Origin of the sequence: Desulfosporosinus sp. HMP52, assembly GCF_000765145.1 — a bacterium.
Lineage (GTDB): Bacteria > Bacillota > Desulfitobacteriia > Desulfitobacteriales > Desulfitobacteriaceae > Desulfosporosinus.
This window is the reverse complement of sequence record NZ_JMGA01000020.1, coordinates 34519-55596: the sequence shown is the minus strand read 5'-3', so window position 1 is coordinate 55596 and position 21078 is coordinate 34519. Positions and strand designations below refer to the sequence as shown.

Below are 21078 nucleotides of genomic sequence, written 5' to 3'. Positions count from 1 at the left end.
TCCTCCTCTTGATATTATCTAGTTTATCATTTTTATGGTGATTATAAAAGCTCTTAGCTTAAATGACTAGTATATTCCTCGATTTTACGAAATACGAGCTTGTTTTCCCCACGAACATGGGTTTTTATGGGCAAAGATCCTAAGAAAAATCTACCATAGTATTTGTCAATAACTCTGTCATCCAATAAGATAACTATTCCTCTATCCCCCTTTGATCGAATAAGGCGTCCAAATCCCTGTTTAAAGCGAATAACGGCTTCGGGCAATAAGAGTTCTCGAAAAGGATCCTTACCTTGGGATTTAAGATACTCGGAACGGGCCTCAATTAAAGGTAATGTCGGTGGCCAAAATGGAAGTTTCACTACTATAACGCAAGATAATGTATCGCCAGGAATATCAATACCTTCCCAAAAGCTATTAGCACCTAAAAGAACACTCCTTGGATTTCTCTTAAAAGCTTCTAATAAACTGCTGCGTTCACCTTGTATTCCTTGAGCCAGTGATTGGATCTTTGTCCTAGCTAATAAAGGATTTAGGTACTCATAGGTTTGCCGAAGCATTACATGCGAAGTAAAAAGGACTAGTGTCCTACCATGCATTCGCTCAGCGACTCCCGCTATAAAGTCTGCAAGCTCGGGAGCATTCTGCCCCTTGGAATCTAAAAGTCTGATACCATTTTTAACGATAATTAATTGCATCTGTTGCTCATAATCAAAAGGAGAATCCACCTGGGCAGTAATTGTTGACCTAGGCAAACCAATATCTTGTAGAAAATGCTCGAAGGAATCCGAGATGCTCAAGGTGGCTGAAGTCATGATTACCGAGTTAAGTCGAGAAAATATTTTTTCTCTTAGAGTATCACTAACATCAATTGGAGACGTTTTTAGAAACAATCTAGATGATTGTTCTAGCCAAGTAACTTGTTTAGGATTGTTTAGGTTTATTGCCAGTTTAAGCGTTTCTACATATTCCTGTAACTCTCTTTGATGAGTAGATATTGCATACTTAAGGTCTTCGACCTCATCAGCATCATCTTCACTTAAAACACTCGCTAAACTATCCAATATAGAAAGTAGCGCTTTAATCCTTCCGGTAAGGTTTTCTATTTGAACATTTAACCCTTCCCACCATTGTCTGGTAGTATGTTGGGCAATAAATCGGAACGTTCTCTCCGATCCTAAAATCAAAGACAACAACTCAAATAGTTCCTTAGTTTGTTTTAAAACACTTACACTGTTTTCAGGAATCCCATCTAGTCGTTTATTAAAAATCTCCCAAGGGACAGAAGGAACTAAATTTTCTAAAGATCCCAAACGTTGCTTCGTAGATGAATAAAAACTAAGTCCCGTGGATCGGTAAATGCTATCTACGGCCCTTGTTACACTCTCCAAACATAATTCAGAGCCTAGATGCTGTAAGGCAGTTTGATAGATCTGGTGTGCTTCATCAAGGACTAAGTAATGATATTCTGGCAATACATTATAATCTGTTTTTAAATCAGAAAAAAGGAGTGAATGATTTACGATTAACACATCTGATTCTTCGGCTTTTTTACGTGCTCTGAGTAAGAAGCAAACTCCTGCCTTTGAACATCTTCCAGGAATACACATATCATTATCGGCATTTACATTAGGCCAAAGTTCCATTAAGCCGGGTACTTTTGATAGTTCTTGGACATCACCCGTCAATGTTTCCCTTACCCAAACTAGGATAGTAAGCACTGCCAGTTTCTGTTGCACACCCAGGTTTTCTCGGCTGGCTAAGCAACCCTGCCATTTCTTTATGCAGAAGTAATTATTTTTCCCCTTTAATACTGAAGCCTTAAAAGGAAAAGGCAGGACTGATTCTAAAATCGGGATATCCTTCTTTTGAAGCTGTTCCTGTAAGGGAATAGTATGAGTTGCCACAACAACCTTTTGGCCTGTTTTTTTGGCAGACCATAGACTTGGTATCAAATAAGCAAATGATTTTCCTGTTCCGGTGCCGGCTTCAACAACAACATGTTGTGAGGAAGAGAATCCCTTTGCTATGAGTTTGGCCATTTTCATTTGCCCCGATCGACTCTCATAACTCGGGATGTTTTGTTCAAGATTTCCTCCCGGAGCAAAATTCTCCACAACCCAGTCTGTCGAGTCAGGAATCCTTACTGAAAAGTTTTTCTCAGCTGAAAACAACCCCTCAGAAGAAGGGGTAAGAACCAGATCTGTACGAATGGGCCTTTCCGGGAATGATCGGATTATTTCTCTCTGTAATTCTTCAAAGAAGCCCTTGCCGGCCCATTCAGCAATAAATCCATTTGCCTGATTAAAGAAACTAAGATCAAACTTTAACCCTTTTTCCCAGCACGCTTCATAAAGCTTCCAAGTCAACCATGTCTTTTCCTCTATTATTCGCTGATCCTCTTTCCTTGATGGAAGAGATAGTTTTTCTGCTAGAAAATCGAGCTGATAATGATGCAGTGTTGGGAAGAAAATCCTTGCTAATTCTGAGGTGTCCCAAAAAGGCTGCAGAAAATGGAAATTTAATTCTCGCTGAAGAATAGTGAGGAACAAGGACACTTCATGACCTACTAAGACTGCATCACTCATAAAATCAATAATCTCTTGACGATGCTTAATTAACCAGTTATCTTTATTAAAGTCAATATTTCTATGTCTATAGTCTTGACAACCTGGTTCTTCTGAGTCAACCGGTTGATAAGAATAACAGCATGATTCGTGAATCAGTCCTTCGCGGACTCGAAGTGCAGATAACTGCACTATTCTACCTTGTGAAAATTCAGAACCCAATGTTTCAATATCAAAAAACACCATATCTTTGACCACAGATGTTGACCCCTCTCTTCTTGATATTGTACACTATTTTCAAGACTGGAACCAACAAAAGCAGGATTTTTGAAATCCATAGCGAATACTCTTTAAAATACGTTCAGAAATATGAATATGAATTTGAATTCGACTATCTTTAATTAGGAAGAAGGATTCCCATTGTTAAGAAGAAAGATATCGATGTTCGGACTCACTCTCGCCATTTTATTCACTAGCCTTTTCTTGAACGGATGTTCTCCAAAACCCTTTTTAACACAAGATGGAACTTACGTAATTTTGTCAGTTTCCCCAACAGGCATGAACCAATCGGAGCTCCTGGAATTACCCTGGAACACTAATATGGCTGTTCTACAAAAGTTCCTTTTAGAAGCTTCTTTTGTATTGAGTGATCTGCACACACCGAGTCCATCTGAGACATCTACGGAAACCCTAGTAAAGGCGACAAAAATTCAGGCTAATTTCCCGCAACCAAAGAGAATGAAATTTATGGTTGATAACCACACACTTAATCTTGATGTACAGTCCATACAAATTGAAGTGGAGGGGCCAAATGTAGGCCAGGTTATCATCAATCAAACTATTATTTTACAAGGACTGGAGAACCCTAACCTTCAACCTGCCTTTCAGGAATTATTAGATGCATTGCACAATAACAAAGCGAAATAGAAAGTTGCTTAACCGCAACTTTCTTTTTGTACAACTATCCAATTTTAGTTTAGAATATTTGCTAAACTTCATATTCTCAGCTCTTGGCAGAGGTTATAAAGGAAGCTTTTCTTAGCAACACTATAAGGGATTACGTACATTTTAGATGTGCGAATTGAAGGGGATACATTTTATGATATTTTTGTTGGACAATCATGACTCTTTTACGTATAACCTTTATCAATACTTCGGAGAACTTGGAGAAGACATCATAGTTAGGCGACAAGACGCCTGTAAACTTGAAGATATAGAAGAGGTACATCCCGACCTAATTGTAATCTCACCCGGCCCTTGTACCCCTGACGAGGCTCCTCTCTCTTTAGCGGTCATTGAACATTTCAAAGGACGTATCCCTATCTTAGGGGTTTGTCTTGGTCATCAAGCTATAGGACAATTCTTTGGTGGAAAAGTGATCAGGGCTAAGCAGCCAATCCATGGCAAGACAATGCCTATTCGACATGATCAACAAGGAGTTTTCCATGAGTTAATTAACCCTTTAGTAGTAACTCGATATCACTCTCTGATAATCGAGCGTTCCACTCTTCCCGAAGATCTTCTAATTACTGCCGAAACGGAGGATGGCGAAATCATGGGGATTCGTCATTCTGACTTACCGATAGAAGGTATTCAATTTCATCCGGAAGCCATATTAACTGAATCTGGCCGCCAGTTGTTAAAGAACGCCCTTCGAAATGCAAAAGACTGGAATTCCCATAATTCTTCGTCACAATGGGTTGTTCAGCCGCTCTCAATTTCAATTCCTCCCCATCGTTTATTTCCGGCCTTAAAGGGAGAGTCTGCGCCCTTCTTTTTAGATAGTGGCAACGGCTACCAAGAACTGGGAAAATATTCTTATATGGGGGCCTTCCCCTTTCTGGAAGCAACCGCCTATTCGGAAAAGCTCGAACTTTTCTATCCCGCCAAATCTCAACTTGACATAACTCCCCTTCAAGGAACCAAAAGTCTGGAATATCTTGATCAGATTAGTCGTAAATATTACCTCCCCCATTCTCCCTTTCCCTTTTCGGGAGGGGCAGTGGGCTTTTTAAGTTATGACTTGAAAAATGAACTTGAACATCTTCCTAAGGCTGCAAACGATGACCTTAATTTACCACTATGGCGATTTGCCTGGTATGATGGAATAGTTATCTATGATCATGCCGAGAACAAATACTGGATTGCGGCCTGTGGAATGCAGGAAGATGGATCTTGCCGACGAGAATTAGCCAATTCTCGAATTGCGCGCTTAGAACAAACAATCAATGTTTTTCTGAAATACGAAACTCAACAAGAATTATTAACCCTCTCTGATAATCCTAGCGCCGCTATTATTGAGCCTAGTGTAAGCAAGCAACAATACCTAGCGGACTTACAACGTGTAATTGACTATATCTATGCCGGTGATATTTACCAAGCCAACTTAACTCAACGCTTCTCCCTAAATTGGGAAGGGGATACTTGGAGTCTTTATTCTCATCTTCATCAACAAAATCCCGCTCCTTTTGCAGCTTTCCTGCCTTACCAGGATTTTCAGGTTCTTTGTAGTTCTCCTGAACGATTTATAAAAATTGGCCCCAACGGACAAGTTGAAACACGGCCGATTAAGGGTACTCGTCCACGCAAAGACTCACCCTCAGCAGATCAACAACAAGCCATGGAACTTCAGAACAGTCCCAAAGACCGAGCTGAACTTACCATGATCATTGATCTAGAAAGAAATGATCTCGGGCGGATCTGCAGATTTGGAACAGTTAAGGTTCCTGACTTAATTAGGCTTGAAAAATATCCAACGGTTTGGCATCTAGTTTCTACGGTAACGGGACAATTGTTACAAGGATTAAAACCCAGTGAGATTATTAAGGCAATTTTTCCAGGAGGTTCCATCACAGGTGCTCCTAAAATCAGAGCTATGGAGATTATCGAGGAGTTAGAACCGCACTCTCGCGGTCTTTATACCGGCAGCATTGGTTATATAGGCTTTGATGGAGCTTGGGACTTAAACATAGTTATTCGGACAATATTAATTAAAGATGGCAAGGCCTTTGTTCATGTAGGAGGTGGGATTGTCGCTGACTCCAAGCCTGAAGATGAATATGATGAGACTCTCCACAAAGCAAAAGCATTATTTAAAGTTTTGAGAGGTCATCTGCATGACACCCATTAGTACAATTTCGACAAATGATCGTCTAGCTTTATTTGGATTTGGACTATTTGAAACTCTCCTTATTACAACTCGCGGTGCACTCTTTGTCGATCTCCATTGGGAGCGTATGTATAGGGGGGCTCAGATACTGGGCCTCAAGATGCCTAATCAGCAGGAATGGCTATTAACCATTCAAGACTTTGTCCGTCAATTTAGTCAGCCCGAACCATTTGCACTTAGAATTACCTTAAGTGGAGGAACACCAGCAACCAATCTTCCTTCTCAGTTACTGCTTCATCAACGCTCAATACCATACACACCAGAACAGTACTCTTCTGGTATAAAGCTGCACCTCTTGACTTATCCCCGAAATGAGCAATCTCCACTAAGTCAAATTAAGTCAACTAATTATCTTGAGAACCTATTGGCAAAAGAAGAAGCTGTGAGTTACGACTGTGAAGAAGGACTGTGGCTTAATACCCAAGGATATTTAGCTGAAGGGACAATGAGCAACCTCTTCTTTGTTAAGAATAAGACTCTATATACCCCTGCACTGACAAGTGGCTGTTTGCCTGGGACTCGCCGCCAAATTATTCTTGATTTAGCTCGCTCAAATAATATCTTTACCAAAGAAGGTTTCTATACCCTAAACGATCTATCGTCTGCTGATGAAGTCTTCATGACTAACTCCTTGATGGGTTTAATGCCAGTACAAAGTTTAAACGGTTGTTCTTTTAGAGTTTCCTTGCCACACTCTAAAGATTCTATTACGAGAAATCTTGAACACGCATACTCGAATTTGATCAAAGAACAATAATTCTCTACCTTTCATTTTAATAAGGCAAAGGTGCCAAGAGTTTGAATTCCTCAAACTCTTGGCACCTTTTTGAGTTTAATTAATATTTTTCATCCAGAACCTCAAACATTTGCGGCGTTGCTTGCTTGAATGCTTTATTTTCTCCAACTGTATCAGCCCAATTCTCATAGGCTGTACGATTTTCCCATTTCGAAAAAAGCATTATATCTTTGGTGTTTTGCTGCTTATTAACTGAGGCAAATTTAAATCCCTCGATATCTTCAACAGATTGTATCCCTGTCCTAACTTCTCCTAGAATTCGATCCTGATCAGGACCATTGAAGGTATGAATAACTGTCAACATAAAATATCCTCCCATTAACCTTAATTTAATATTTAGCGTTCTCAGTTTGTCCTGAATTTTCTGTTCACATACGTGATTTTTCTATGAACTTTTATTCGACAATCAGCATAAATTAAGTTGACAGGAGTAGGAGATATAGCAAAATTGCCCATCGTTTTATCAATCATTTCATGCTATACTAAACCTGATGCATCAGGAATCTCTGGAATTATCAGAGGGGGATTAAGTTTAAGATGAAGTTAAGTTACATACGAACTGACTTTCCTAACGGGCGCTCACACATACTAATGCGCGATTCTGAATCCACAAATCCTGAACTAGTTCATTTCTTATTAGTTTTAAGCAGCAATGGCACCTTATGGGTTGACGTCTTTTGGCCATACGATGAAGAATCTGAAGGTTATACCCGCAGAATCTCAGAGCAGCAGTTCTGGCAGACCTTCCGTGAATGGAGACTACAAGGAATCTTTTTAGGGGACAATGGCAAAGTTGCTAATATGCTGGCTCGAAAGAGATTATCACGGAAACAATCACATAAAGAATCTCTAACAAAATAATCAACTCTAAAAAAGCGGCAAATGCCGCTTTTTATTTTATATATTGTTGTAAAGCCCTTCTTGTAAGTTTTGCAACTGCTTAAGGTGATCATGTTCGTTTGAGAATATAGGATTTAAAACCTCTTTCTCAGCGCTGTTTAAATACTGCTCCGAATATTGAACCGCTCTAGCTAATCCTTTATCCTCTCCGTCATAAAGACGTTTAAGCATTTCAGCCGGGGCAACCTCCCTCATATTTGCTAGTCTAGTTTTCCATTCAGCGATCATACCCGGGAAACCCGCCCCTTCTTCAACCTGCCCTCCATTTGTCTGAATATAATAAGCTATCCGGGTCGCATGCTCTTTATGATCTGTAAGAATTGCTATAAGATGGTTTCGTAGTGGGCTATCCGTTAATGTGTCTATATAGGCCTGGTATTGATCGATAGCCATATGTTCGCCCTTGAGTATTGTGTTTAAAGCTTCAAATGATGTCTTCATAAAGACCTCCTGCATCCTATTTTCATTGTATTAATAGTTTGCGAAGCATTCTCTGAATTATGTATCGTTTATAATCTTGAGCTGGATTTAACTTTTTCTAAGCGATAAACAAAAGCTAACAATTCAGCCACGGCTTGGTAAAGTTGAGGAGGTATTTCCTTTGACAATTCAACTTGCATCAGAGCTTCTACAAGTACCTCGTTCTTTTGAATAGGGATACCTTCTTCTTCAGCATTTTCTATTATTTTACGAGCAACTTCTCCTACTCCTTTAGCTACAATTCTCGGTGCCCCAGCCTGGTCGTAGACTAAAGCGGCAGCCTTATCTTCTCTTTTCTTTTTAGTTATGGTCTTGTTTTCGTTATTCTCTATCATCTCAGAATATCAACTCCACTTCGTCGAGATCCATGGAGAAAATTACGAAATTCAAGGTTCTGTCTTAGTTCTCCCGATTCGACTCTTTCTAATTGAAAGCCTAGTTTTATAAATTTCTCTTTTGTTTCAGGTATTGCTGCTTCTAGGAGTCGCGGGAGCAAGGAATCATCACTTAGCACCTTGCATGTGAAATTCTTCTCATTAAAAAAAGCATCAATTCCTATTTCTCCAAGTTCCTGAGTTTGAACTAAGATAGCAATTCGACAATGGTTTTCATCCATTTTTGATCCTTTACGCGAACTTTCGATAGCTATTTGAGCGGGGATAAGCTGCTCATGATTCAAGAGTGGTAGATGTAGGATCAGGTACGCACTATCCAGGGCTCCTGTTTTTAACCACAATTGCTGCCCAGTTATTTTCTGAAGCATTTGAACAAGTGGGTTATCCGAATCATTCCTGTCCTCATTGTTTTGACTTTGAATTGCTTTCAGGAGTACTCCTTTAAATGTATCCAAGAGACTTTGTTTTTCAATCTCTTTAGCAGGTTGATCTAATTTAAGCATATTATGTATCCGGTGTTCGTAATTTAGACCAAGCTTTTTCAAGCTCTTCAACAATTCATCTTTTCCATTGTCTCCAGATAGACTACTCCACTGAGGAATTGCCTTTTTCAAGTATGTTAATAATTCATTGTTAAACGCAGTTCCCTGCATACTTCCGAATAATGCACTAAACACTTCTAAAGGCGTTGTTGGAAAGTTTTTTACTAAAGCGACGATAGTTTGATTATTAGGTAAGCCCCGCTCATTTATCTGTTGGACTTGTGGAGGGACAGAGAAACTATCTTTTAGTTTGCCGGGAATTGGCTCACGAATAAGTAATAAGCCTCCCTCATTTAAATTCCCTACCTTCACCCAAAATTTCTCCCCCACCTGAGTTGATGTTTCTAAAAGGGCGTTTAAACTTTGTCCTTTAACCCTAATAGTCCCTTCGCCCTTATCGGAAATGTTCATAACTTCTACCAGAAGCCGCTCTCCAAGCTGAAACTTGCTTAGAAGGGCTGCGTTAGCCGAACTAGGTGCCGATATGCCACTTACTTCCACGCGTATACACCATCCTTACATAAGCAGCCGATTCCCATGCTAAAGGTTAAAAATTATCTACTTTCTTGGCTTTATTCTATTTCTTACCTTGCCTTTCCAAAGAACTTTTAAGCATTTTTAAGGCCTTCCTCATAGAACAATCCAGTTGATCAGCCACCGTTATTGATTTATCTTCTGACTTATCATTTGACATTAGTCCACTTTTAGCAGATCGTCGCTTCGCTCTCCGCCCTCTCGCCATTGGCGTAGTCTCGGCTTTTATCCCCGATTTTGGCCGGATTTTCGAAGGCTTCTTCCCTACGCGATTAATGGTGTTAGTTGAAGTTGTATCATTCTGCTCAGCCGTTAAGATATCGGGTGAAGGAAATTCTTGATTAACCCATTCTTTAATGCGCTGAGGGTGCTTCGTTACAACAAAGGCTTCTTGGATTGAGCCACTACTTTTAAGCAACAGCTTGCATCCTGTTTGTGTTTCATATTTATAAACAATACCTCTTTCAGAGGATCGGTTCACATCAATAACACCTGGAATGATGTCAGTAACTTCCACCAGAAGGCTTAGATTTTCTAACCATTCTAATGCATTTTGAATAATACCATGTTCACGTTTGACTTTATTCCTACGATGTTTCATTGATATCCTCCGGATATACTTTCTGTAGATGCTTAAAAATAAAGATGCTTCGCTTGTATCTCCCCATGTTGAATATTAATTAGTCCAAAAGAAAAGTATTGCTCTCTTCGTTTGTCTGTTGGAGAACCAGGGTTAAATAAGAGCAGACCATTTCTCCACTCTAAAAACGGAGTATGACTATGCCCAAAAACAATAATATCTACTTTTGAATCAACAAAAGCATAATAAGCTCGATCAGGGGTGTTTTTTCCTTTTCCCACATGACCGTGAATTAAGCCAATACTTACACTCTCACATTCAATAATATCCCGGTCAGGAAGTGCAACATCCCAACCATCACAATTCCCGCTCACAGCCCGAACCTGTGCTATGGAAGACAATTCCTCAAGCAATCCCATATTCGTCAAATCACCTGCATGTAGAATCATATCTACTTGATTCAAGTGTTCCCAGACAAAACTTGGCAGAGATTTACCAGGACGCAAATGTGTGTCTGACAATACAGCAATGTGCATTTTATTCACCTCTTGGCTTTAACTTAACCCCGTTTGGGGGATACTGTCTTAATGATATTATAGTAGGTATCTCTTTCAACTGCTTCTAATCCCAATTCATGAATCATCTCAATTAGCTGTTGTTCTGTCTGCATCTGAGGACTTGTAGCTCCCGCAGTATGATAGATTTTTTCTTCACGTACTACGCCATCTAAATCATTGGCTCCGAAGGATAGTGCCATTTGGGCTACTTGCGGACTTGAAGAAACCCAATAAGCCTTGATATAGCGAAAATTATCTAAGATTAAGCGAGCAACAGCAATCACTTTTAATGTTCGTACGGCACTTGCTTGAGGGAGATCCTCGAATTTTGTATTTTTAGGATGAAAAGCAGTCGGAATTAAGGCCTTGAAGCCTCCGGTCTCATCTTGCAAGGTCCTTAAAGCTAAGAGGTGATCTATTAGCTCTTCATCTGTTTCAATAATACCATACAGAACATTTGCATTTGATGGTATACCTAGGGTATGGGCAAGACGATGTATTTCTAACCAGCGCTCTCCGCTCAACTTTCCGGGACAAATGATTTCACGAACCCTTGGACTAAAATTTTCCGCTCCTCCACCGGTAATAAAGCTTAGTCCTGCATCTTTAAGAATTTTGATTATTTCTAAAACCGGTAAATTCTCTTTTTGCGCAAAGAAATCGTATTCTGCCGCCGTGAAGGCTTTTAAACTTACTTGTGGAGCAGACTCTTTTATTTGTTTAATCATTTCTAAGTAGTATGAAAAGGGAAGATCCGGATGTATGCCTCCAACTATATGAAGTTCAGTAACGCCCTGTTTGGCGAAGTGCCTTGCTTTATCAACCACTTCTTCAATAGTCATCGTATAGGAACCCTTTTCCCCTGGGTCTTTGGCAAAAGCGCAGAGTCCACATTTAACTTTACACACATTACTGTAGTTGATATGGGCATTGTTATTATAAAAAACTTGATCCCCGGTCATCATTCGTTTCTTTTGGTTAGCTAGATAACCCAGACCAAGTAAATTAGTTGTTTGTAAGAGTAATAAACCATCATCTTTGTTTAGCCTTTGCTGAGTATTTATTTTTGTATAGATTTTTTCTAATCCATCGATTACTGGAGTAAAACTCACAACGGACCCTTCTTTCCTATAATTGTTATGTATTTTAATTATAACATAATTCCTGAAATTCGAGAAAAGATATAGGAAAGATGTCGAAAAGGTACAGGAAAGGACTGTAATTAATTACAGCCCCATTAAACATTAGTGATAATTTTTCATTGTTTTACGTTGTCGTTTAATAGCTTTACGAACCTCATTCGCTACACGCCAGGTCTCAGGTTGGTGAGGGGTTATTAATTCCAGACGACCAGAGCGTTTGTCAATCAATATATCGACAGTTGGTTTTCGGCCTTCTTTTTTCTCTTCTCCTGGATGTAAAATATCGATGCCGATTTTATTTTCATCGTATTGGGGGGGAACAAGATAATTCAGCACTTCTTCAGTTGCATCCATTAATTCAACCACTTGTTCTTGGGGATAACCTTCCCTCAGGAGAATCTCTCTCACCTGTGTTAAAGGATGGTCTAGGGTGAGAAGCATCTGGGCGCGTTGTACCAAATTATAATCAATGTCCATGATGCACCTCTTTTTAAATTATTTTTACGATACTTACATTTTCCCCTTAACTTTGTATTGAATACTGATACATCTTAACGGAGTTGCCTTAATTCACCATGGATATTTAGTCTTAACTGGTGAAAACTCGAGAATCCAATGGTTTACTGATTAAGTCTAAGATTATGGTTTACTATAATTCAAAAAATTGCTTTAGGAGGAATTAAATGTCAAAATTACTTTCTCTCCCGTTTTTAATTGCTGCGATTTCTGGTGTTGCAATGGCAGTGCAAGGTACTTTAAACTCATCTTTAAGTCAAAAGACCTCACTTCTATCTGCCACACTCCTTGTCCATATTATCGGTACACTTGTCTCACTAGGAGTAATGCTCACTTGGCGAGCACCATTCTTCAGCCATACCTGGAGCTCTATTCCATGGTATTTGTATCTAGGTGGGGTTCTTAGTGTCATTATCGTCGGACTTGTAGCAACAAGTATTCCAAAAGTTGGTGTCTGTAATGCTACGACTGCAATCATCATTGGGCAAGTCAGTATGGCTGTTCTTATTGATCATTTCGGCCTATTCGGAGTTACAAAAGTTCACTGGAGTCCATGGCAATTGCTCGGCATCGGTCTTTTCGCGGCAGGCGCAAAACTTCTTTTTCGCTAAAAACTTACTTACTATTGCGATTTACGATTAATGCCATATTTGTGATTATGGCATATATTTCATCACTCACATTATACTTACTTATTTGGCCGTTTGAAGACAATATCAATGTAATTTTTCCAGCAGCGTTTTTATCACTTTCTATTAAATTCAGCAAATAGGCATAGGAATCACTGCTAACTGAAAGTTGCTTAAACTCTCCATCAGCAACAAAGATAACCCAATAACCTATAGATACTTCGTTGTTACTATTATTGTATAGTGCATTAGATACACTAGAAAAACCTTGGCCCAAGAAATTCTGATCACTTGTGAAATCAGTATTAGGATTTACCGGATTATTAAGAGAATATTGGTCGTTAATTGTACTCGCTTGAGAAACCGGATCTGAAAGATGACTATATACGCTCTTAAAAAAGCTTGGAAAAAGGACATAACCTACAACTCCAATAATCAAGATCCACAAAGCAAGTGCTTGTAAGTCCCGCCATAATTCATTGCGCGGTGGTCGTCCCCAAGTATTAGGCATATCAATCCCCTCCAATATACTTGAACTTAACTTTATCTGACAACCACAATGCTTGATATACCATATATACGTTTGTTTACTTAAAGATATGATTATTAAACTTGCATCTCTTAATTCCAACCTCTAAAATAGACTTGAGGTGGGAATATTGAATCTGCTTCGCCAGAAGCTATCCTTGTTGCCAGAAAAACCTGGCGTTTATTTAATGAAAGATAACCAAGCTCAAATTATTTATGTCGGGAAAGCAAAAGTTCTTAAAAACCGAGTTAAATCATATTTCACCGGTTCACACGACGGAAAAACTGCCCGACTAGTTAGTCAAATTTCAGATTTTGAATATATCACGACGGATTCCGAAGTTGAAGCTCTTGTTTTAGAGTGTAATTTAATTAAGAAATATAACCCAAAATACAATATTCTCTTGCGGGATGATAAATCTTACCCTTACCTATCGATTACTGAAGAAAGTCACCCTCGAGTTCTTGTTACACGCCAGTTGAAGAAAGACAAAAGTAAATATTATGGACCTTACCCTAATGCAACGGCAGCCAGGGAAGCGGCCCGTTTACTAAATCGACTATTTCCTTTTCGGAAATGTCGTCAAATCCCCTCACAACCCTGTCTTTATTATCATTTAGAACAGTGCCTTGCTCCTTGTATACAAGAGGTTTCTCCTGAAGTCTATAGAGGAATGCGCAAAGAGATATCTACTTTTCTAAAAGGGGATCAAAGTGGTATCCTTACACTCTTACATGGGAGAATGATTAAAGCTTCTGAAGCTTTACAATTTGAACGAGCCAAGGAATACCGAGACCTTATTGAGGATCTAAAGCAGTTAGGAGAAAAACAAAACATCACCCTCAATGATTTTATTGATCGCGATGTTTTGGGTTTTGCAACGACAACTGACCAGATGTGTATTCAAGTATTCTATTTGCGTCAAGGAAAATTGCTTGCCAGAGATAATTTTATTTTTCCCTATTACGAAGATCCGGAAGAAGCTTTTGTTTCTTTTGTTGCTCAGTTTTATATAGAACGGGCTGTATGGCCCAAAGAAATCCTAATTCCAGCCATTGAGTCCTTGGCACTGTCCAAACTCTTCCCTATTACAACTCCTCAGAAAGGGAAAAAAAGAGAGTTGGTACTAATGGCCATGACAAATGCTCAAACCACTCTTCATGACCAAATCACTCTTGAAATTAATCAACAGCAAGAAACAGGAGATGCTTTAAAGACACTTGGGGAACTCTTAAACATTTCAGTTCCCAGAAGAATTGAAGCCTTTGACATTTCCAATATTTCAGGAGCACACACTGTTGCTGGAATGGTACAATTTATTGAAGGTAAACCTGAACGCAGAGGTTATCGTAAATATAAAATCCAACCCATGGATACTTCTGATGATACTGCTGCCATGAAGCAAGTAATTTTTCGCAGGTATAAACGATTAGTTTCCGAAAACGAAACTCTTCCTAACTTAATATTGGTGGATGGGGGTAAAGGGCAAATAAGGGCAGCATTAAGTGCCTTAAAGGAAATTAATCTAGTAATTCCAGTTGCCGGAATGGTTAAAAATGAACGTCATCAAACCCACGGGCTAATTAATCAGTTCGGAGAACAGGTTCTATTACCTAAGAATCATCCTACGTTTTTTTTACTTGGCAGAATTCAGGATGAAGTCCACCGCTTTGCGATTACTTTTCATCGTCAGCAGCGTGCCAAAAATATGACTTTTTCTATTCTAGATGATATTCCGGGAATTGGCCCAAGACGCAAACAACAGCTGTTACGTCATTTTCCGTCACTTGAAGATATTCAATCTGCTAGCATCCTGGAACTACAAGCTTCCGGGATCCCTTTCAATACTGCTAAAACCATCTACGATTATTTTCACTCAGATTCTAAAAGTGATTGACATTAATAGGAGGAACTACAATATCGTGATCCTTAATTATAGAGTTGAACTATGTCGCAAGTGTTATTTCAAACGCACCCATAAATGCTCAATTACCGATTTTTATATTCATAATTCTTCTATAGCTCTGGTTAAACCGGGAGGAGAATGTATTAAATATACGCCTATCCCCTGGATACCACGACTATAGCTCTCTCTAGTATTTGATTACAAAAAAGTCCAGCAAAATTGCTGGACTTTAAAACTTTTGAAACTAGTTAACCCGACGAGCACCTACATACCGAGCAGCATAGTAACTATCGTTAAGGCTTGTGGTACGGACACCACTGTTTGAAGCATGTACGAATTTTCCACCACCAATGTAAACACCTACATGAGACGGGCCTTTTGCATATGTCGAGAAGAACACTAAATCGCCCGATTGTAGTTGGTCTTTCTTTACAGGTGTCCCTACATTAAATTGCGCAGAAGATGTTCTGGGTAAAGATATCCCTGAACCCTTAAAAACATACTGTGTATACCCCGAGCAATCGAACCCCTTCTTGCTCGTTCCGCCAAATACATAGGGCACTCCTGTTAGACTTAGGGCATTACTGACAAGAGTAGAATCACTTGAACGGGATACCTGTTGTTTAGGTGCTTCTGCAACTTGCACCGCTTTGGTATTAATCTTTTCTGCCTGCGCTTTCTTTGCAGTTTGCAAATCCGTTGTTGGTTGAGTTTTCTCTGCAACAATTGCGGATTTACTTTGTGTTGAGATAGGTGCAGGCTCTAATTTTTCTGGTGCGGGTGGACTTTCCACATTTACACTGGTCTTTGCTGTGATTTCAATCCATTGTAGTTGCTTTCGAACAGTCTGATTATAAGTGTCATCTAATACATTAGATGAAGCGGTTAGCAAGGGCTTCATGGGAATAGGACTCGGAGTCGTACCCTGTTCAGATGAAGCTGATACCGGAAGGCTGCTTGCTAAAAGAAGACCAGCGAAAGTAATGCTTCCCAACCACTTCCGCGTAGATGAGGAAACCACCAAATGTACGTCCACCTTTCTTAGCTTACGAGGTTAGTTGACGGATTCGGGCAGTAGGTGTAAAGCCCTACACGTGAATAGGCACGTGATTCACCCCAAAATTATCCCCCGCTCCAAAGTACTGCATTTGGACTCAGCTTTTTCTTAATATATATTATTCGAGACAAACCTAAAATGTCCTGCATTTACTCTTGAGGAAATTTATTCCTCAGTAAATATTTTCCAAACTGAAGGGGGTGGGTAAGTCTATCGTTTACTAGTTCTGTCGTATTTGCTCAAAACGAATCATCTCACTCAAATCCCTACAACAGTGTATCCGAAATTCAACCTAACATTCATCCATTATATTCCCGCCCTGCAACACTTTGGTAATTAATTGAGCCATATACGGAACTTTACAAATACCTAAACAGAAGTGCCCCCACCATTTTAAGGTGAGGGCAATAAAACGTATAAAGCGAGCTCGTTAACCAAGGTATTCAGTAGACTGACTTACTAGAGGTTCTAGTCAGATATGGGTAAAAATGAGCTTAAATCCCTAAGATTAAGTCTATCTTATAAATTAAAACATCGAAGATAAAGTCTAATTAGTAAGGCTAATTATTGGTGCAGGAATACGACCTCCACGATGAACAAACAAATTCGACGAGTATGGATGAATAGCAATTATCGGCGCTCCACCTAATAGCCCTCCGAATTCGACTCTATCCCCAGCCTGTTTGCCAATCGCTGGGATTACTCGTACAGCAGTTGTTTTCTTGTTGATCATTCCTATGGCTGCTTCGTCGGCGATAATTGCGGAAATCGTTTCTGCACTAACATCACCCGGTAGGGCAATCATATCCAGACCGACTGAACAAACACAAGTCATTGCTTCCAGCTTGTCAAGTGTTAAGGCTCCTTCTTCAACAGCTCTCACCATTCCCGCATCTTCTGACACTGGAATGAAAGCGCCACTCAGCCCTCCCACATGAGATGATGCCATTGCTCCGCCCTTTTTGACGGCATCGTTAAGCAAAGCTAAAGCTGCCGTTGTACCGTGAGTTCCACAGCGCTCAAGCCCCATATTCTCTAATATTTCTGCCACGCTGTCCCCGATTGCGGGAGTAGGTGCCAGAGACAAGTCTACAATGCCAAAAGGAACGTTAAGTGACTTGGAAGCGGCACGTCCAATCAACTCGCCCATCCGAGTAATTTTAAAGGAAGTTTGCTTTATTAAATTAGAAAGCTCACTGAAGTCTGCATTAGGATGTTCTTTTACAACCTTAGCCACAACCCCTGGCCCACTAACCCCGACGTTGATAACCCTTTCCGGTTCTCCGACACCATGGAAAGCACCAGCCATGAAGGGGTTATCTTCCGGCGCATTACAGAATACAACTAACTTAGCTGCAGCTATTCCATCATTATCTGCAGTAAGCTGTGCAGATTTCAAGATTATTTTACCCATTTTTAGTACGGCGTCCATGTTAATTCCAGCTTTTGTGGTACCAATATTAACCGATGAGCAGACAAACTCTGTCTCGCTCAGCGCTTGTGGGATTGAATCAATCAGTGCCAAATCACCATTAGTAAACCCTTTTTGCACAAGAGCTGAAAAACCACCAATAAAATTTATCCCGATCTCACGAGCGGCTTTGTTCAAAGCTTTTGCAATCCGCACCATTTCTTCTGAGTTCATTTGAGCAGCTGCAATCGCTATGGGAGTCACCGAAACTCGCTTATTAATGATGGGAATTCCATAACGAGCTGAAATTTGCTCACCAACTTCTACTAAGCGTCCGGCATTTTTAGTAATCTTATCGTAGATTTTCGTTTCCAGTTTGCCGATGTCATCAGAGCTACAATCGAGTAAACTTATACCCATAGTAATTGTTCTGATATCAAGGTTTTCTTTCTGAATCATATTAATTGTTTGTTGAATTTCTTCTCGTGCGAACGTGATCGTCATTGACTTACCTCCACTATTCCACTAATAGAATTAATATAAATACATTAAATGCGGTGCATAAATCTAAAGATATCTTCGTGTTGAACCTTTACCTGCAACCCTTTTTCATTACCCTCTTGCTCCAGAGTTTGAGCCAATCCATCAATCTCGATAGTCGCAGGTTCTAAGTCAACAATCATAATCATTGTAAAAAATTCATCTAGTATTGTTTGGCTAATATCTAGTACGTTTACCTGGCATTCTGCTAGGCGTCCTGATACCCAAGCAATAATTCCAATCTGGTCACGACCTATTACCGTAATAATTGCACGGTTAGATTCTTCTCGTGGCATTGTCATCGTTCTTCCTCCCTTTGTAGACCAATCAACTATATGGGGATTAGACTAACATATTTACGTTGTATACTCAAGCCTATTCTTCTAATCTAGACTTCAATAAGTTGAGTTACCCTATAATTACATAAAATTCACACTCAAAAACGAAAGGTTCTCAAGGGATTTTTATCAAAAATTGATTTTTTAGTTTAGGTACTCGACAATAAGATGAATAATTATTACTATTGAAAAAGAGAGCTCGTTCGAGCTCTCTTTGGAAAACTTTTATGAACAACTTCCGCCGCAACTATCGCCACAACCTCCGCCGGACTTTGCTGTACGAATTTCGAATCCACCACCATGACTGGATTCTACAAAATCGATAACAGCTCCTTCTAAGTGGGTTGTAAGTTTCTTATCCGTAAGAATGGAAACACCGTGCTCTACATCAAGAATATCTTCATCTGTTTTAGACTCTTCCAGAGTCATGCCGAAATTCGGCCCACCTCAGCCAATGCCTGCAAGATAAAGGCGAAGGAATGCATTTTCTTTATTTTGGTTCTTAAGCACTTCTTTAACTTTTTGGGCAGCTAGTTCCGTAATATTGACCATTATCTTCACTCCTTTTAATTCAACTGATTCTAAATATACCATACTTCAAGTTTTTTTAAAAGTATCTTATAAATATAACTCCAATTTTCTAATTTATACTTGTTTGCCATTGCTATTTGGTTGAAAATCTTTCCAAAGACGACGAACCTCAACTTCAATGCTTGCCGGCAGATCTTGTGAGATTTTCTGCCATTGCTTTAATTCCCCTTGAATTACCTGTACCCAACTATGATCTTTTGACCAAGTAATAAAGGCCTTCGGCTGGGGAAGAAATATAGTCTTAGCAAGTCCTAAGAATACTAGAATTGTGAACAATCGCCAAAGCCAACGCATTATCGTAATTCATCCTTTCAAGCTTATATACTATCAGCTTGTCCAGAATCCGAAATTTTAAATCGTTCAGCATGCAATTGTTGCCAGAATCCTTCCATATAAAGAAACAGCGGATCAAAAAAAGTTCTCCCGGTCTTCGTAAACAAGTGAGCCCGATAACTACAGATTCTTTCCCGGTAAAAATTTTCGCAGGAGTTTTCTCCTACTAAAGTCCAGCCCTGAACACCAGCCCATATAAACAACCGGCTTAATCCTATCGCGCCAACAAAGTCTAATTTATCAGCATCGTACAAAATTTTTGCTTCAAGAGTCTTTGGTTCATGACCTGCTTCTCGAGAATGAGAAACAATAGCTTCTCTAACTTGGTGAACAATCTCTTCAGAATAGCCATTTTTCAAAAGTATGTTCACAGCTAAACCCGCACTGCTTTCGGCGTGAGTCCTCTCAACAGCACCAGACCGACCTATATCATGTAAAAGAGCCGCCAATTCGACGACAGTGATATCAGCACCTTCTTCTAGGGCAAGTTTTCTCCCCCACTCTCTGACTCGTAGTGCATGGTCTAGATCATGGGCACGATCCTTTCTTGCATAGAAACCTTGAGCGACTTGAATAATCTGCTGTAAGGCATCGTGATTCGCTGTATTATCCATTTTCCAATCCCCCCCATTCCAGAAGGATAAATCAGTAAGATTTCAAACTTAGTGCTGGTTTAAATTCATCTTATTCCCGTAACTTCGGCTTGTCAAGTTTACCAGTTATGGAATATTGTACTCATTATTCTTAATGCATTCTTTAGTTATCTAATTTTCACCTATTAACAAACCGATTGCTTAAATTATGATATACTTTTCCAAAAATATATTTTACTTAGGAGGAGCTATGCGCAAATACTTACCAACAATTTTACTTATAGTGGGGGCATCTATGGCAGCCTTCCTTTACATAGTCTCAACTAACTCTATGATTCCACTATCAACTCTTAATCAGGAATCCCCTACGAACCCCGAGCCCCTCCCCAGGACCTCAGAACAAAGCACTGATTCCCCCACTTCACATCTTGATAAGCAACTCACTACCACCAGCCCCACCGAATCTAATCGTGTCTCTGACCCTCGAGCGGTTCTTCTCTATGAAAAGGGACTGAAGCTTTATTATCAACGCCGATTTCCTGAAGCTTTAGTTTTTTTCAATCAAGCTTTACAAATCGATGACCTTTGTTATGAAGCACTGAATGCCAAAGGGGCCACTCTAGCTTTTCAAGGGCAACATGATCAAGGGCTTGCCCTTATTAAGCAAGCCCTTGATCTAAACCCCACCTTTGTTTATGCAAATTTCAATTTAGGCTTGGCCTATGAACTTGCCGGTAAGTGGGATGATTCTATCGCATCCTATCAAAAAGCTTTACAGCTCGATGATCAAGACACCTGGAGTTATTATGGAATAGCCAGCATATACGGTCGCCAAGGTAATGTTGAGAAAGTCCTGGTATATCTGGAACAAGCTATAGCACTTGATCCTGATGTTAAGTCAGTCGCCAGAAGCGAGCATGACTTTTCCCCAGTTCAACATGACCCTCGTTTTCAAGCTCTGGTTAAGCCCTAA

Annotated in this window: 23 protein-coding genes and 1 riboswitch; of the genes, 7 read left to right on the top strand and 16 right to left on the bottom strand. The window is 39.7% G+C overall.

Annotated features, from left to right (window positions below):
• Nucleotides 1-53: 53 nt before the first annotated feature.
• Entirely contained in the window at nucleotides 54-2825 is a 2772-nt protein-coding gene (locus DP73_RS08835; RefSeq protein ID WP_034598921.1) for a helicase C-terminal domain-containing protein, read from the bottom strand.
• 162 nt (nucleotides 2826-2987) lie between these two features.
• On the opposite strand from DP73_RS08835, the gene DP73_RS08830 reads away from it, so the two are divergent.
• The 3 genes from DP73_RS08830 (at nucleotide 2988) to DP73_RS08820 (ending at nucleotide 6493) form a co-directional block, all read left to right on the top strand.
• Nucleotides 2988-3494, top strand: a complete 507-nt coding sequence (locus DP73_RS08830) for a hypothetical protein (protein ID WP_034598920.1) — start codon at nucleotides 2988-2990, stop codon at nucleotides 3492-3494.
• 172 nt (nucleotides 3495-3666) lie between these two features.
• Complete coding sequence (pabB, locus tag DP73_RS08825) at nucleotides 3667-5697, top strand: aminodeoxychorismate synthase component I (protein ID WP_034598919.1); 2031 nt, start codon at nucleotides 3667-3669, stop codon at nucleotides 5695-5697.
• A complete protein-coding gene (locus DP73_RS08820) occupies nucleotides 5684-6493 on the top strand; it encodes an aminotransferase class IV (protein ID WP_034598918.1) in 810 nt (269 codons plus the stop codon). Before pabB ends, DP73_RS08820 begins: the two co-directional genes overlap by 14 nt.
• 79 nt (nucleotides 6494-6572) lie before the next feature.
• On the opposite strand, the gene DP73_RS08815 is transcribed toward DP73_RS08820, so the two are convergent.
• Complete coding sequence (locus DP73_RS08815) at nucleotides 6573-6836, bottom strand: antibiotic biosynthesis monooxygenase (RefSeq protein WP_014903480.1); 264 nt, start codon at nucleotides 6834-6836, stop codon at nucleotides 6573-6575.
• Nucleotides 6837-7069: 233 nt separating this feature from the next.
• Here DP73_RS08815 and DP73_RS08810 point away from each other — a divergent pair, with 233 nt between their 5' ends.
• Nucleotides 7070-7393, top strand: coding sequence for a hypothetical protein (locus DP73_RS08810; RefSeq protein ID WP_034598916.1), 324 nt, complete (start codon nucleotides 7070-7072; stop codon nucleotides 7391-7393).
• A 36-nt stretch (nucleotides 7394-7429) separates the two neighbouring features.
• Here DP73_RS08810 and DP73_RS08805 read toward each other — a convergent pair whose 3' ends face one another.
• The 7 genes from DP73_RS08805 to DP73_RS08775 all read right to left on the bottom strand — a co-directional run bounded on the left by DP73_RS08805 (nucleotide 7430) and on the right by DP73_RS08775 (nucleotide 12139).
• Nucleotides 7430-7873, bottom strand: a complete 444-nt coding sequence (locus DP73_RS08805) for a DUF2383 domain-containing protein (protein ID WP_034598915.1) — start codon at nucleotides 7871-7873, stop codon at nucleotides 7430-7432.
• Nucleotides 7874-7941: 68 nt separating this feature from the next.
• A complete protein-coding gene (locus DP73_RS08800) occupies nucleotides 7942-8247 on the bottom strand; it encodes an EscU/YscU/HrcU family type III secretion system export apparatus switch protein (protein WP_052090507.1) in 306 nt (101 codons plus the stop codon).
• The gene (locus DP73_RS08795; RefSeq protein ID WP_034598914.1) at nucleotides 8244-9350 is read right to left on the bottom strand and encodes a hypothetical protein; all 1107 of its coding nucleotides are present in this window, start codon (nucleotides 9348-9350) and stop codon (nucleotides 8244-8246) included. Before DP73_RS08795 ends, DP73_RS08800 begins: the two co-directional genes overlap by 4 nt.
• 76 nt (nucleotides 9351-9426) lie before the next feature.
• The gene (locus DP73_RS22005; protein WP_052090505.1) at nucleotides 9427-9984 is read right to left on the bottom strand and encodes a DUF2103 domain-containing protein; all 558 of its coding nucleotides are present in this window, start codon (nucleotides 9982-9984) and stop codon (nucleotides 9427-9429) included.
• Nucleotides 9985-10016: 32 nt separating this feature from the next.
• Entirely contained in the window at nucleotides 10017-10499 is a 483-nt protein-coding gene (locus DP73_RS08785) for a metallophosphoesterase family protein (RefSeq protein ID WP_034598913.1), read from the bottom strand.
• A gap of 23 nt (nucleotides 10500-10522) precedes the next feature.
• Nucleotides 10523-11632: an aminofutalosine synthase MqnE gene (gene mqnE / locus DP73_RS08780; protein WP_034598912.1), complete on the bottom strand. Its 1110-nt coding sequence runs from the start codon at nucleotides 11630-11632 to the stop codon at nucleotides 10523-10525.
• Nucleotides 11633-11764: 132 nt separating this feature from the next.
• Complete coding sequence (locus tag DP73_RS08775; protein ID WP_034598911.1) at nucleotides 11765-12139, bottom strand: hypothetical protein; 375 nt, start codon at nucleotides 12137-12139, stop codon at nucleotides 11765-11767.
• Nucleotides 12140-12345: 206 nt separating this feature from the next.
• Here DP73_RS08775 and DP73_RS08770 point away from each other — a divergent pair, with 206 nt between their 5' ends.
• The gene (locus DP73_RS08770) at nucleotides 12346-12789 is read left to right on the top strand and encodes a DMT family transporter (RefSeq protein ID WP_034598910.1); all 444 of its coding nucleotides are present in this window, start codon (nucleotides 12346-12348) and stop codon (nucleotides 12787-12789) included.
• A 4-nt stretch (nucleotides 12790-12793) separates the two neighbouring features.
• On the opposite strand, the gene DP73_RS08765 is transcribed toward DP73_RS08770, so the two are convergent.
• A complete protein-coding gene (locus tag DP73_RS08765) occupies nucleotides 12794-13318 on the bottom strand; it encodes a hypothetical protein (protein WP_034598909.1) in 525 nt (174 codons plus the stop codon).
• Nucleotides 13319-13466: 148 nt separating this feature from the next.
• On the opposite strand from DP73_RS08765, the gene uvrC reads away from it, so the two are divergent.
• Nucleotides 13467-15233 carry an excinuclease ABC subunit UvrC gene (uvrC, locus tag DP73_RS08760; RefSeq protein WP_034598908.1) on the top strand — a complete coding sequence of 589 codons (1767 nt, stop codon included), beginning with the start codon at nucleotides 13467-13469 and terminating at the stop codon, nucleotides 15231-15233.
• A 253-nt stretch (nucleotides 15234-15486) separates the two neighbouring features.
• Here the strand turns inward: uvrC and DP73_RS08755 are convergent, their stop codons facing one another.
• The 6 genes from DP73_RS08755 to DP73_RS08730 form a co-directional block, all read right to left on the bottom strand.
• Complete coding sequence (locus DP73_RS08755; protein WP_034599144.1) at nucleotides 15487-16263, bottom strand: C40 family peptidase; 777 nt, start codon at nucleotides 16261-16263, stop codon at nucleotides 15487-15489.
• Nucleotides 16264-16270: 7 nt separating this feature from the next.
• Nucleotides 16271-16412, bottom strand: a riboswitch (cyclic di-AMP (ydaO/yuaA leader).
• A 434-nt stretch (nucleotides 16413-16846) separates the two neighbouring features.
• Entirely contained in the window at nucleotides 16847-18214 is a 1368-nt protein-coding gene (locus DP73_RS08750) for a PFL family protein (protein ID WP_034598907.1), read from the bottom strand.
• 44 nt (nucleotides 18215-18258) lie between these two features.
• The gene (locus DP73_RS08745) at nucleotides 18259-18552 is read right to left on the bottom strand and encodes an ACT domain-containing protein (protein WP_034598906.1); all 294 of its coding nucleotides are present in this window, start codon (nucleotides 18550-18552) and stop codon (nucleotides 18259-18261) included.
• 261 nt (nucleotides 18553-18813) lie between these two features.
• The gene (locus DP73_RS08740; RefSeq protein ID WP_014903496.1) at nucleotides 18814-19140 is read right to left on the bottom strand and encodes an iron-sulfur cluster assembly accessory protein; all 327 of its coding nucleotides are present in this window, start codon (nucleotides 19138-19140) and stop codon (nucleotides 18814-18816) included.
• Between the two features lie 93 nt (nucleotides 19141-19233).
• Nucleotides 19234-19473: a hypothetical protein gene (locus DP73_RS08735; protein ID WP_034598905.1), complete on the bottom strand. Its 240-nt coding sequence runs from the start codon at nucleotides 19471-19473 to the stop codon at nucleotides 19234-19236.
• Between the two features lie 23 nt (nucleotides 19474-19496).
• Nucleotides 19497-20126, bottom strand: a complete 630-nt coding sequence (locus DP73_RS08730; RefSeq protein WP_034598904.1) for an HD domain-containing protein — start codon at nucleotides 20124-20126, stop codon at nucleotides 19497-19499.
• A 229-nt stretch (nucleotides 20127-20355) separates the two neighbouring features.
• Here DP73_RS08730 and DP73_RS08725 point away from each other — a divergent pair, with 229 nt between their 5' ends.
• The gene (locus DP73_RS08725) at nucleotides 20356-21078 is read left to right on the top strand and encodes a tetratricopeptide repeat protein (protein WP_034598903.1); all 723 of its coding nucleotides are present in this window, start codon (nucleotides 20356-20358) and stop codon (nucleotides 21076-21078) included.